The 13,481-nt window shown below is 42.1% G+C and carries 12 protein-coding genes and 2 tRNA genes; 3 read left to right on the forward strand and 11 right to left on the reverse strand.

The features are described from left to right. Positions 1–32 precede the first annotated feature (32 nt). From NY014_RS10970 to dapF, 5 genes are all read right to left on the reverse strand, one after another. Positions 33–806: a S1/P1 nuclease gene (locus NY014_RS10970; RefSeq protein ID WP_259414631.1), complete on the reverse strand. Its 774-nt coding sequence runs from the start codon at positions 804–806 to the stop codon at positions 33–35. Between the two features lie 59 nt (positions 807–865). Next, positions 866–2,056 carry a M20 metallopeptidase family protein gene (locus tag NY014_RS10975; RefSeq protein ID WP_259414632.1) on the reverse strand — a complete coding sequence of 397 codons (1,191 nt, stop codon included), beginning with the start codon at positions 2,054–2,056 and terminating at the stop codon, positions 866–868. Next, positions 2,037–2,576 carry a hypothetical protein gene (locus tag NY014_RS10980; RefSeq protein WP_259414633.1) on the reverse strand — a complete coding sequence of 180 codons (540 nt, stop codon included), beginning with the start codon at positions 2,574–2,576 and terminating at the stop codon, positions 2,037–2,039. Before NY014_RS10980 ends, NY014_RS10975 begins: the two co-directional genes overlap by 20 nt. 6 nt (positions 2,577–2,582) lie before the next feature. Next, positions 2,583–5,960, reverse strand: a complete 3,378-nt coding sequence (gene secA / locus NY014_RS10985; RefSeq protein ID WP_259414634.1) for a preprotein translocase subunit SecA — start codon at positions 5,958–5,960, stop codon at positions 2,583–2,585. 96 nt (positions 5,961–6,056) lie between these two features. Then, positions 6,057–6,830: a diaminopimelate epimerase gene (gene dapF / locus NY014_RS10990; protein ID WP_259414635.1), complete on the reverse strand. Its 774-nt coding sequence runs from the start codon at positions 6,828–6,830 to the stop codon at positions 6,057–6,059. Positions 6,831–7,006: 176 nt separating this feature from the next. On the opposite strand from dapF, the gene NY014_RS10995 reads away from it, so the two are divergent. Then, entirely contained in the window at positions 7,007–7,765 is a 759-nt protein-coding gene (locus NY014_RS10995; RefSeq protein ID WP_290427038.1) for a superoxide dismutase, read from the forward strand. Between the two features lie 84 nt (positions 7,766–7,849). Then, complete coding sequence (locus NY014_RS11000; protein ID WP_259414636.1) at positions 7,850–8,317, forward strand: nucleoside triphosphate pyrophosphohydrolase family protein; 468 nt, start codon at positions 7,850–7,852, stop codon at positions 8,315–8,317. Between the two features lie 186 nt (positions 8,318–8,503). Here the strand turns inward: NY014_RS11000 and NY014_RS16405 are convergent, their stop codons facing one another. The 5 genes from NY014_RS16405 to mutS form a co-directional block, all read right to left on the reverse strand. Then, positions 8,504–8,728: a GIY-YIG nuclease family protein gene (locus tag NY014_RS16405; protein ID WP_354003183.1), complete on the reverse strand. Its 225-nt coding sequence runs from the start codon at positions 8,726–8,728 to the stop codon at positions 8,504–8,506. A gap of 42 nt (positions 8,729–8,770) precedes the next feature. Continuing rightward, positions 8,771–8,854: transfer RNA gene (locus NY014_RS11005), tRNA-Leu, on the reverse strand. 67 nt (positions 8,855–8,921) lie between these two features. Further along, a tRNA-Gly gene (locus NY014_RS11010) sits at positions 8,922–8,994 on the reverse strand. 125 nt (positions 8,995–9,119) lie between these two features. Next, entirely contained in the window at positions 9,120–9,917 is a 798-nt protein-coding gene (locus NY014_RS11015) for a LuxR C-terminal-related transcriptional regulator (RefSeq protein ID WP_259414637.1), read from the reverse strand. Between the two features lie 45 nt (positions 9,918–9,962). Next, positions 9,963–12,566, reverse strand: a complete 2,604-nt coding sequence (gene mutS / locus NY014_RS11020) for a DNA mismatch repair protein MutS (RefSeq protein ID WP_259414638.1) — start codon at positions 12,564–12,566, stop codon at positions 9,963–9,965. 78 nt (positions 12,567–12,644) lie between these two features. On the opposite strand from mutS, the gene NY014_RS11025 reads away from it, so the two are divergent. Continuing rightward, a complete protein-coding gene (locus tag NY014_RS11025; protein ID WP_259414639.1) occupies positions 12,645–13,178 on the forward strand; it encodes an RNA methyltransferase in 534 nt (177 codons plus the stop codon). On the opposite strand, the gene NY014_RS11030 is transcribed toward NY014_RS11025, so the two are convergent. Continuing rightward, positions 13,175–13,480, reverse strand: a complete 306-nt coding sequence (locus tag NY014_RS11030) for a hypothetical protein (RefSeq protein ID WP_259414640.1) — start codon at positions 13,478–13,480, stop codon at positions 13,175–13,177. The two genes, NY014_RS11025 and NY014_RS11030, sit on opposite strands and share 4 nt — an antisense overlap. Position 13,481 lies beyond the last annotated feature (1 nt).

Genomic DNA, 13,481 nt, shown 5'->3' on the forward strand with positions numbered 1-13,481 from the left:
CCAAGGCCATTTCTTTGGTTTTCAAGATCTTTCTACCCATAAATTTCTTCCAAAATCTGAGCTAATCGCACACTAGCTGCAATCATACGCTCTTCTGCAATTTTGAAATTATGATACATGTAAGCGTAGCTAATTCTACGGTTTTCAGGCAAATCATAAACTGCACCCCGAAGATCTACCGCTTCCTTCAACCAATCTTGCATGGTTGCAGACCGATATTTTTGCTGAAGCTCAGGAGTAATTCTTCGATACAGCTCATTCCCCATTTCAGAAAAGCTCATTCCTTGCCGGTCAATCATTCCACTATCCCAAAGGGCATGAAGGTTAGTTGGCTGACCAAATAATTCGATCTTCACATCATTCCCTCCACGATCTTCTCCTGTGCCCACATGCAAAGGCTGATGAATATCTTCTACCATATGAATAAGCATTTTCAGCTTTTCAGCTTCCTCTTCTGCTGATAAGCCGCCTGCTTTGAGTTCATTTTTCAAACGGATGATTGCTTCATAAGCATCTCCAGTCTTTTCCTGAATGTTAGGGTCGTATTCACCGTTTTTACTTGTCAGATAATGCCAAGTGGTCGCATAGTCATAAGCTCTATCAGACCGAATTTCATCCATCCATGTACCGCTTCTAGCCAAAGACATAGGATATAGTACTTTCTCCACTTTTTTCACGACCGAACTTTTCATCTGTCGCTCTGCCATATAGCCAATCAAATAATGCCCCAATTGACCCCATGCAAAGGCCTGAGATGTAAAAAGCATCAGAAAAAGGGCAAGCGTAAACTGTCTAAATACTTTCATAAATAAATTGTTGGAATACGAAAATAGGGGAGAAATACTATTGGAAAATTAATCGGACATTAAGCTTTTTGTAATTCTGAAACAGCCAACCAAGCCATCAATCCAGCACCGATTTCAAGTGCATCTTCTTCAATGTCAAAGGTTGGTGTGTGAACCCCGGAAACAATTCCTTTTGCTTCGTTTCGAGTTCCTAATCGGTAAAAACATCCACTGATTTCCTGTGAGTAGTAAGCAAAATCCTCTGCAGCCATCCAAATATCCAAGTCGATTACATTTTCTTCGCCCAGATATTCTTTCGCCGCGTCTGTTGCTCTAGCTGTCAATTCCGGATCATTTTGTAAGAATGGATATCCTTTTCGGATTTCGAAATCGAGTTTTCCTCCCATTCCTTCTACCAAGCCATGAGCTATTTGCTGCATTTTTTGATGGGCTGCGGCTCTCCAATCTTCATTGAGCGTACGGAAGGTTCCTTGAATTTTAACCTCATTTGGAATCACATTGGTAGCACCCAAAGCTTCTACCCGTCCAAAAGAAAGCACCGAAGGGATTTTTGGACTTGCCGCCCGGCTGACTACTTGCTGAAGAGCAACGATCAGATGCGAAGCAATCAAAACAGGATCGATTAGGGTTTCCGGCATAGCACCATGTCCGCCTTTTCCTTTGACCGTTAGGTATAATTCGTCAGCACTTGCCATGTAAATTCCCTGTCGGAATCCTACCTTACCAGCAGGGATATATGGCATCACATGTTGTCCAATAATTCCAGATGGTCTGGGGTTTTCCAAAGCTCCATCACGAATCATAAAGGAAGCACCGCCTGGAGCAACTTCCTCTCCGGGCTGAAATAAAAGCTTAATTGTTCCTTCGAATTGATCCCTTACCTCATGCAAAATCTTGGCGGCTCCCAATAAGGAGGCTGTATGGGCATCATGCCCACAAGCATGCATCACACCGGGGTTTTGAGATTTGTAGGGAACTTCGTTTGCCTCCACAATAGGAAGGGCGTCCATATCAGCTCGAAGAGCGATGATTTTTTTGGAAGGATTTCTCCCTTCAATCAATGCTGTCCAACCTGTATCTGCTTTGGATTCAAGATTTTGAATTCCTATTTGCTCCAGCTTTTCCTTGACGAATTTTGCTGTTTGAAACTCCTTGTAGGAAAGTTCAGGATTGGCATGAAGATGTCGCCGATTGGCAATAACCTCTTCTTTATATGCACTAGCGAGGGATTTAATTTTCTCCTTCAGCATTGTCTATTTGGCTTGGTAGGGTAAAATCTTTACGCTGAATTCGGTCTCTGATTATTCTTGCTGATGGAAAAACCGTTTTGATTTCATAGAGCACTTTCAATGCCTCCACTTTGTAACCGTATCTCCCCACTTTCAGCAAATAGCGAGGCTGCTCATATTGCATTTCAGCGCTAATTTCAGGAAAGGCCTCTACAAGTTCTTCTTGAGTTTTAAATGCTTCATCGCGATTGAGACCCGAATACACTAAAACCCTGAACCCATTAAAATAGGGCTCAGAAGTATTTTTTTCATACTGAACCCGAGCTAATGCCTCCAATTGTGTATCAATTGCCCTAGCAGATTCCTCCGGTTGGATGGTAGGAAGGCTCTCCAATTGCTGTTCATAATCTGGATAATTCGGTAGGCTAGCAGTCAAATCCTCCTGGTAACCGGCAAAGCTTTCAGGGCCACTGACAACACTCTGGCCTGTTTTGCAGGAGAAAAAAAGAATTACTATTCCGAAAATCCAGCTTTTCCGCATGGCTATTTATTCAATGATTACACACTTACCTTCTTGAATATCCTGCTCAACACTTTTGAATTTGACGTCCTTCTTGGTCGTCCCGTCATTGTACTGAACAGATATACGGTCATTTCTTCCGTAGGATTTTTCCGATTTCCGAGGAGCAACTACTTGTGGCGCAGGTCTTCCTGCAGAAGCAGCAGCGGCAGCAGCTCTATTAGCACCTGGGTTCAACGTGCTTCCTGCTTCCTCTTTCGATGCATGAACTTTTGGTTCGGGAGCTCGCTGAGTTTGGGCTTGCTGAACCTGGGCAGGATCTTGTTTTGGCAATTCCGCTCTTGTCAAGAAGGAAATCATATCCTCATTCAATTTACCGATGAAGCGTTTGAACATTTCAAAAGCCTCGAATTTGTAGATCAAAAGCGGATCTTTTTGCTCATAGACAGCATTCTGAACAGACTGTTTCAAATCGTCCATGTCCCGAAGATGCTCCTTCCAGTTTTGGTCGATAATTGCCAAAGTAACACTCTTCTCCAAAGATCGAATCAGCTCATGACCTTCAGAGGAAAGCATTTTCTCCAAATTAACAACAACGCCGATTTGTTTGATGCCATCAGAAATTGGTACCATAATATCCTTCACTGTAGCACCTCGCTCATCCTGTACTCGCTGAAGCACAGGCAAGGCTGTCTGAATGATTCGCTGATTTTTCTCCTGATAGTTTTTAAATGCTGCCTCGTACAACTCTTGGGTTAATCTAGCCGCATCTTTGGATTTCAAATCATTTTCTGAAATCTGATAATCCAAACCTAGAGAGGTGAAAATATTCATTCGAAGATTTTCTGCATCATCGGTGGACTTAGCCATATCAATGATACTTTCGGCCACATCATACATGATGTTCAGAATATCCAACTCCAATCGCTCACCTTTCAAGGCATTTCTTCGACGGCGATATACCACCTCCCGCTGGGAGTTCATGACATCATCGTATTCGAGAAGGCGCTTTCGGGTACCGAAGTTGTTTTCTTCTACTTTCTTCTGAGCACGTTCGATAGACTTTGTGATCATGCTGTGCTGAATCACTTCTCCTTCTTCCAAGCCCATTCGGTCCATCAATTTGGCAATGCGGTCCGAACCAAACAATCGCATCAAGGAATCTTCCAAAGAGACAAAGAATTGAGATGAACCCACATCTCCTTGACGACCGGAACGTCCACGAAGCTGACGGTCAACACGTCGTGATTCATGGCGCTCTGTACCAATAATTGCCAAACCACCGGCTGCTCTTGACTCTGGAGTCAACTTGATATCAGTTCCTCGACCCGCCATGTTGGTTGCAATCGTAACGGTACCAGGTTTTCCAGCCTCCGCGACAACTTCCGCTTCACGGGCATGTTGCTTAGCATTCAATACCTGATGAGGAATTTTCTTCAAGGTCAGCATTCGGCTCAATACCTCGGAGATTTCAACTGAAGTAGTACCCACCAAGACAGGTCTGCCTTGGGCTACCAATTCGTTGATTTCATCCACTACGGCATTAAACTTCTCGCGAACCGTTTTATAAACCTTATCTTCTTTATCCTGACGTTGGATTGGTCTGTTGGTAGGAATAACTACCACATCCAATTTGTAGATTTCCCAAAATTCTCCTGCTTCCGTTTCCGCTGTACCGGTCATACCGGCAAGCTTGTGATACATTCGGAAATAATTCTGAAGCGTGATGGTAGCATAAGTCTGTGTAGCGTCCTCGACTTTAACATTTTCCTTCGCTTCAATCGCTTGATGCAAGCCATCCGAATAACGACGGCCTTCCATGACACGACCTGTCTGTTCGTCCACGATCTTGACCTTCCCATCAACGATGATGTATTCGGTGTCTCGCTCAAACATACAGTAAGCCTTCAAAAGCTGATTAACTGTATGGATTCGCTGAGCTTTGACGCTGTAATCTTTGATGACTTCCTCTTTTCGGATCAGTTTTTCCTTATCCTCAATAGACTCATCCTTTTCCAATTCCGCGATTACCATCCCGATATCCGGAAGGATGAAGAAATTCGGATCTTCGTTTTTAGCAGTCAAGGTTTCAATACCTCGGTCGGTAAGATCCACCACATTACTCTTTTCATCAATGGTGAAAAGCAGTGGCTCATCTGCCTCTGGCATATTTCGCTTATTATCCTGCAGATAAAAATTCTCTGTTTTTTGCAAGATTACTCGAATACCTGGCTCGGAAAGGTATTTAATCAATGGCTTGTATTTGGGCATTCCCCGATAAGCTCGGAAAAGCGCCAAACCACCATCTTTTTCATTTCCCTCAGAAATTTGGCGCTTGGCGGTTGTCAAAAAGCCCTGAATTAATTTTCGCTGCTCATCTACAAGAGTAGCAACACGAGGTTTCATTTGGTCGAACTCATGAACATCTCCTCGAGGAACAGGACCGGAAATAATCAACGGTGTCCTAGCATCATCAATCAAAACGGAGTCAACCTCATCCACCATAGCAAAGTGATGCTTGCCCTGAACCAAGTCAGACGCATCTCTTGCCATATTATCTCGGAGATAATCGAAGCCAAATTCATTATTGGTACCATAAACAATGTCACACTGATAAGCCTTTTTCCTTCCTTGGGAATTAGGCTGGTACTTATCGATACAATCCACAGAAAGACCGTGGAATTCAAAAAGTGGTGCATTCCATTCGGAGTCACGCTTTGCCAAGTAATCATTGACCGTAACGATGTGAACACCCCGACCCGCTAATGCATTCAAATAGGCTGGAAGCGTGGAAACCAAGGTTTTACCTTCACCAGTAGCCATCTCGGCAATTTTACCCTGATGCAAAACCATACCACCGATCAACTGCACATCGTAGTGGACCATGTCCCAGATTACCTCTGTACCGGCAGCCTCCCATCGATTGTGCCAAATGGCCTGCTCCCCGTCGATTTCAACATTGGGCTTGACAGCAGCAAGTTCCCTATCACGCAAATTGGCATTCACCACCAATTTTCCGTTTTCTTTGAATCTTCGGGCAGTTTCTTTTACCACTGCAAAAGCCTGAGGCATTACTTGGTCAAGAATTTCTTCAAGCGCCTTATCCCGATTCTTTTCAATTTCCTCGATTTGGGAGAAAATTTGATCCTTTTGGTGAATCGCATCCGCAGGCAATGATTCTACCTCGGCACGAAGAGAATCAATTTTCGCATCGAATTCCTTTAGATATTCATTAACCTTGGATTTAATCTCCGAAGTCTGGGCCCGAAGTTCTTCATCACTCAGCTTGGCAAGACCGTCAAAAATCTGATTTATCTCCTTAACTCTCGGAAGTAATTCCTTTATATCTCGATCGGACTTAGTGCCGAAAACTTTTGCTATTCCTTTTGCAATAATATCTAACATCTCTCTTTTCTTATGCTAATTGCGGGCCTAAAATTAAGCCCTTTTTATTAGAATTGATAATCGTGTAAACTTACCTCGCAGGCAGTAATTCAAGCATTAAATTTTGATCTCTCCCTGAAAAACCTGTTCGGCAGGGCCAATCAACCAAATATTATCAAAGCCTCCTTTTGGGCTATTTTGAAACCGAACGGATAAGTTTCCGCCAAGGGTTTGGATTTTAACCTCTCCGGATTGCCTTTCCTGAGCAAATGCCAAAGCCGCTGCAGTTACACCTGTTCCACAGGAAAGCGTTTCATTTTCAACTCCCCGCTCGTAGGTACGGACGAATATTTCCTTGTCAGAAATCGCTTTTACAAAGTTTACATTGGTGCCTGAAGGAGCATAATCTGCGTCATATCGGACCTTTTCCCCTTCTTTAAAAACGGGATAATTTTCTATTTCGGATACAAATCGAATATGATGGGGAGAGCCCGTATTGACAAAACAATCTGTGCCTTTGGCTTCGATTCCATCTACATTTCCCATTTTTAACTCCACCACATCTTCCTTGAGAACTGCATCATGGGCACCGTCTATTGCAAAAAAATGTGTCTCATTTTTAACTATGCCGAGGAATCCCGCAAAAGCAACTGCACAACGGGCACCATTTCCACACATACTTTGGCTTCCGTCAGCATTGTAATAGACCATTTCAAAATCAAAATCGGGATGGTTTCTTATCACAATCAACCCATCCGAACCGATTCCGAATTTGCGGTCACAAAGCTGCTTGACCCAAGATATATCTTTCAAATCGAGTTTTTCTTCCCGATCATCAATCATGACAAAATCATTTCCTGTGCCCTGATATTTATAAAACTGAATTTTCATTCTTTTTTGATTCTTTTCCCTGTGGTTCAAAAACTTCTCCAAGAGAGTCTTGAGCTAATAAACTTTAACAACTTGTCACAGTTTCAGACTATATGTCCGATTCGGATTCTAATTTCGACAGATAATCCTTAATTTCAGCAACTCAATTGCATGATCAACCAAGAAATCTATTCCATATGGAAAATCTAAATTTCAACTTATCACGAAGAGCATTTTTGGCAAATAGCAGTAAAGCGGGTCTGGCTTTGAGTCTAGGCGGAACAGCCATTTTAAGTGCTTGCTCCGGTGAAGCAAAAGGAGATTCACAGGCCGTTTTGGCGACAAGTTTTACCCAAACTCCATTAAGTTTCGATTTTGCTGCATTGGAACCGCATATCGATGCTATGACGATGGAAATTCACTACACCAAACATGCTGCAGGCTATGCCAGAAACCTGGAAGCAGCAATTGGTGAGGAAAATGTAGATACGAATAAGCCTTTGGAGGATGTATTGGCTAATATCTCGAACTACTCCACCAAAATGCGAAACAATGGTGGCGGTCATTACAACCATGAATTATTTTGGCAAGTGATGACTCCGGATGCAGCTGAAAGACCTGAAGGTGCGCTAGCTGATGCCATCAATGATTCTTTTGGAAGTTTTGAAGCATTTGCCGAGCAATTTGAAACTGCAGCCAAAACCCGATTCGGTTCCGGCTGGGCCTGGTTAGTTGTTGGAGATGACAAAAAATTAGCGGTAGGCTCTACACCCAACCAAGATAATCCATTGATGGACATTTCCGATTTTAAAGGAACTCCGCTTTTGGGTCTTGATGTATGGGAGCACGCATACTACCTACATTATCAAAATCGTCGGGCAGACTATGTTTCTGCATTTTGGAATATTATCAACTGGAAAACTGTAGCTGAACGATTTGCTGCGGCCTCCAGGTAAACCAAAAGATATTTCGACTTAAAAAAGGCCGGATTTTCCGGTCTTTTTTGTTTAATTCGATTTTCGAAAAAGAACACTAATTCCATGCAAGATCCAAAATCCCTTACTTCTGTTGCTTTGTTTCATGAGACATTTAAACATCCTGTATTAAAGGAGCCAACCATTCCCTCCGATACACGGTGTAATCTTCGTGTTTCTCTTTTGGCAGAAGAACTGAGAGAATTGGAGGAAGCGATTGAGAATAAGGATTTGGTAGAAATCGCTGATGCACTTTGTGATTTGCAGTATGTCTTGTCCGGTGCGATTCTAGAATTTGGCTTAGGAGAAAAATTCAAAGCCCTTTTCGATGAGGTACAACGCTCTAATATGAGCAAAGCCTGCAAAACTGAAGAAGAAGCCAAAGCCACAGTAGCACATTACGAAGCCAAAGGCACTCCTTGTTTCTATGAAAAAGAAGGTGATTTGTACCTGGTCTTTCGGGAAGGTGATCACAAGACCTTAAAATCTGTCAACTATTCTCCGGCCGATCTGAAAGGAATTATTGAAAAATAAATTCTGAGAACCCAAAAATCTTTAGCTCCTTATCGGAGCTTTTTTTAATACAAAAAGCCCCTTGTTTCCACGAGGCTATTGGATTTATCTGCCATAGAATGGCAGGCCAGAGCGGGACTTGAACCTGTCTGACGCCAGGCAGGCCCGCACGTCCAAATGGACACAAGTTTCAAGTTATTAAGGACCTTAAAAAAACCTCTTTCCTGATGTTGTTTTTAAGCGCTTCTCCTCCTTTCTTGCCTCAATCCTTGTTGGTTTTTCAACTTTATAAATGAGCTCAAAAGGACGATAGGGTTTCGTCGTTTTTTCATATCCAGAGTTATGACGATATAGCCTTAACTCAAGATCCTGAGTTATTCCAACGTAAATGGAATTTCTGGATTTGCTCCTAATCGCATAAACAGTATACATACCTAAAAATGCAAAAAGCCCCGTGTTTCCACGAGGCTTCTGTACCAGGAGCGGGACTTGAACCCGCACGTCCAAATGGACACAAGATTTTAAGTCTTGCGTGTCTACCAATTCCACCATCCCGGCTTCACTAAGGAGACCTTAGCTACTTATGACTTAAAACAACAAAGCCCTTTTTCAAGGGCTTGATCAGAGCGAGAGACGAGATTCGAACTCGCGACCCCAACCTTGGCAAGGTTGTGCTCTACCAACTGAGCTACTCTCGCTTATTTCTAACCCGATTCGTCCAATCGAGCCGTTTGTGGATGCAAAGGTACGGCTACTTGGGATTTTTACAATATTTCAATCAGGAAATTTTTTTAAATTTTCTTTCTGATTGAAAATTAGAGGCCTAAAAATCGTAAGAGGCAACGATTTTCACCATCTCGCCCATATTTTTCGCACCCAATTTTCGGAGAATATTCTTTCGGTGTGTTGCCACGGTGTTGGCTGAAATATTCAATTCCTCTGCAATCATTTTAGAAGAATTCCCATCCAAAATCAATTGGATGATTTCTTTTTCCTTCTTTGTAAGTTTTACCGCTTTATTGTTTGGTGAGTCTTTCGTCACCAAAACCCGAGTACCATCATCCCGAATAAAGGAATAGGTCCAATCGTAACTTTTGACTTTTGGTGGGGTCTGCAATTCAAAAATAATGTGCAAGTCCATTGCAAAATTTCCGGCCTCATCTATAAAATAAGGGCGTACTTTTGCCACTACCCATTTCACCTCCTGGGTAGTACGATGAACCCACCGGGTAGTGTATGAAAACTCAAACGTGTGACGTTCGGATAGACTTAACTGGTGAAAGTGCTCAAAAACAATCTTTTGAAACTTAAACATCTCTTCCCGGTCTTCCGGATGAAGCATTGCAAAAGAAGCTTCCATCCCCTTTTTCCGGAAAATGGACTCTGGATAACCAGTAATTTTTTCTACTTCACCGGTAAAAAACGCCAAATTAAGGTTACGGTAATCAAAACATGCGATCACCAAGCCTTCTCGGATTCCAATACTTTGGCTGAGTGATTCTAAATTTTCAATTAATTGTTTTTCATTGGGATGAGCTTTGAACTCTTGCTCCGCCCACTCCTGAAAAAATTTAGTGTATTTATCCTGTTTTTTAAGGTCTTTCAGTAATACCTTATCCATATAATGCTCTGAGGGTTTAACGGACTAATATAATAATTAGCTTAATTAATCGAGTTTCTTTTTTACTTCATGAAGCTTCAAAAGTGCCTCAATTGGTGAAATGGTATTGATATCGATTTGATCAAGAAGCTCTTTGGCTTCCTTGAATTTTGGATCCATTTCGAAAAGACTGAGTTGGTAGTTATTCTTCGGAACTGACTTAAGTTGCTCTTTGCCTTGTTGCATAGCCTTGTCCTTTTCCAAATGGCTCATAATTTCGGATGCCCGTAAAACAATCGGGTTGGGCATTCCAGCCATTTGCGCCACGTGAATACCAAAACTATGTTCACTGCCTCCAGGTTTCAATTTGCGCATAAAAATCACCTTATTTCCTACCTCTTTGACTGAAACATTAAAGTTTTTAATCCTTGGAAAGTCCTCTGTGAGCTGGTTCAACTCATGATAATGGGTGGCGAATAAGGTCTTTGCTTTGAAACTTGGATGATTGTGTAGGTATTCTACAATAGACCAAGCAATGGAGATACCATCATAGGTTGATGTCCCTCTACCAATTTCATCCATAAGCACCAGGCTGCGATCTGAAAGATTATTCAAAATGCTGGCCGTTTCGGTCATTTCCACCATAAAAGTAGACTCTCCTTTAGACAAATTATCAGAGGCTCCTACTCGGGTAAAAACCTTATCAATTATTCCTATCCTTGCAAAAGATGCCGGCACGAAACTACCCATTTGAGCCATCAAAACAATCAAAGCTGTCTGTCGCAAAAGAGCAGATTTACCAGCCATATTTGGACCCGTAATGATCAAAATTTGTTGGCTATCATGGTCCAGGTAAATATCATTGGGAACATAATCTTCTCCTGGAGGCAACTGCTTTTCAATTACTGGATGTCGACCATCTTTAATCTCCAGGCTGTCTGTTTCGGCAATTTTCGGTTTGACATAGCGATTTGAAAGCGCTACTTGAGCAAATGACAATAACGCATCCAATGTGCCAATAACACGGGCATTTTGCTGAATTTGGGTTACATATTGAGCAGCTTCTTCAACCAAAGCCGCAAAGAACTTTTGTTCCAAGGCAATCATTCGCTCCTCAGCATTGAGAATCTTTTCTTCGTATTCTTTCAGTTCCGGAGTGATGTATCGCTCGGCATTTACCAATGTCTGCTTTCGGATCCATTCCTGCGGCACCTTGTCCTTATGGGCATGGGTAACCTCGAGATAATATCCGAAAACCTTGTTATATGCTATTTTGAGAGAAGTGATTCCCGTTTTCTGAACTTCGCGCTGCTGAATCTGAACAAGAAAATCCTTGCCTTTTGTTGCTAAGGATCGATACTCATCCAATTCCTGATCTACTCCTTCTTTGATTACTCCACCTTGGTGAACGAGCATCGGCGCATCTTCCTGCAGTTCTCGCTCAATTTTTTCAAGTAGAAACTCACAAGGATGGATCTGATCTGCCAATCGCTTCAGCGTAGGGTTGTTCTGTTTTTTCAATAAATCCTTGATCGGCAAAGTAGCTTTCAAAGCCCTTTTGATCTGATTCATTTCACGAGGATTGGCTCTTCCCACAACGACCTTAGAGATCAACCGCTCCAAATCTCCAATCAATCGTAAATGAGAAAGCATTTCATCGATCAACGAAGAGTTTTGGAAGAAAAAGTCAACGACATTTTGCCGCTCTTCGATAGGACCCTTTTCTTTCAAAGGAAGCACCATCCACTTTTTCATCATTCGAGACCCCATTGGGGTTACGGTTTGATCCAAAATTTGAATCAATGGAACGCCTCCTTCATGCTGCGGAAAAACCAATTCAAGATTTCGAATGGTGAATTTATCCAGCCACACATATTTCTCTTCTGCAATCCGAGAGATAGCGGAAATATGCTGTACTTCTTTATGCTCGGTTTCTTCCAAATAGTAGAGGATAGCTCCGGCTGCTATTGTACCCAATTCCAGATCCTCAACCCCAAAACCTTTTAGATTAGCCGTTCCGAAATGATTTTTCAGCTTTTCGTAGGCAAAGTCGTATTGAAACACCCAATCCTCACAATGAAAAGTAATAAAATCATTTTTGATGACTTCGGAAGCCTTTTGCTTGGCTGCTTTGGAATAAATGATTTCAGAAGGAGAAAAGCTTTGGAGGAGTTTTTCAATATAAGATGCACTTCCTTCAGCACACATAAATTCCCCTGTGGAAACATCCAAAAAGGCAATCCCATGACTTTCCTTTCCAAAATAAATAGAAGCTAAATAGTTGTTTTTGCGTGTATCGAGAACTTGGTCATTGTAAGAAAGTCCAGGAGTAACCAATTCTGTAACTCCACGCTTTACGATCCCTTTGACAGACTTTGGGTCTTCGAGCTGATCACAAATAGCTACTCGATTTCCAGCTCGAACCAATTTAGGCAGGTAATTATCCAAAGCATGATGAGGAAATCCAGCCAACTCCACATGAGAAGCGGCTCCATTGGCGCGCTTAGTCAATACGATATCCAGTACCTTGCTGGCAATCACCGCATCTTCGCCAAAGGTTTCATAAAAGTCTCCCACCCGAAAAAGCAATAAGGCACCAGGGTGTTTGGCTTTAATCGCGTTATACTGCTTCATTAAAGGTGTTTCCTTGCCATCTTTGGACTTACTCATGCCTTCTAGTGAATTCTGTTAATTTTGGGGATTGAATAAAAGCTGAAATTAATCCATAAGCAAGGTAGTTCAAAAAAGATGAAGAAATTAAGCATGGAAGAACTCGAGCGGCTTTCCGTGGAGGAGTTCAAAGAGACTGAAAAATCACCCGTTTGCCTGGTCTTGGATAATGTGAGGAGTCTGAATAATGTGGGTTCGGCTTTTCGAACCGGGGATGCTTTTCGAATTGAAAAAATCTACCTCTGCGGAATCACGGGAACACCACCACATCGCGATATCCAAAAAACCGCCTTGGGCGCTACAGAATCTGTGGAATGGGAATACGTCGAAAATACTGTTGACGCGATAGAAAAACTCAAGCAGGAAGGATATCAAATTTGCGGATTGGAGCAGGTGGACAAATCCATTTTCTTACACGAATTTCAGCCAGAAAAAATGGGTAAATATGCCCTGGTTTTTGGAAACGAGGTGTTTGGTGTAGAAGAACAGGTGTTGAAATCCTGTGACTATGTTTTAGAAATTCCCCAATTAGGAACCAAGCATTCCCTGAATATTGCTGTTTCGATGGGAATTACACTTTGGGATTTTATGGTGAAACTCGAGCAATTCTAATCGTTCAAAAACCGGTACCGAATACCAAAAGAACCACGAAGTAAATTCCAATCGCCAAATATGGGTGCTAGTTCCATATGAAAACCAAAATCCTTTTTGGAAAAGGGATAGATATTTATTCCTAGTGGAATTACTAATCCATCAATATCCCCTACATGTCCACCAAATCCTCCATAAAACTCGAAGCTTTCCTTTTTGGTGATTAGGACATTTGCCACTAGCTCTAAGTCCATGCTACTTAGAAAATAATCCGTACCGATTCGAAACTCTGGAATAAAGCGCTCCCCGAATTGCTTATTCACT

Origin of the sequence: Algoriphagus limi, assembly GCF_024919275.1 — a bacterium.
GTDB lineage: Bacteria > Bacteroidota > Bacteroidia > Cytophagales > Cyclobacteriaceae > Algoriphagus > Algoriphagus limi.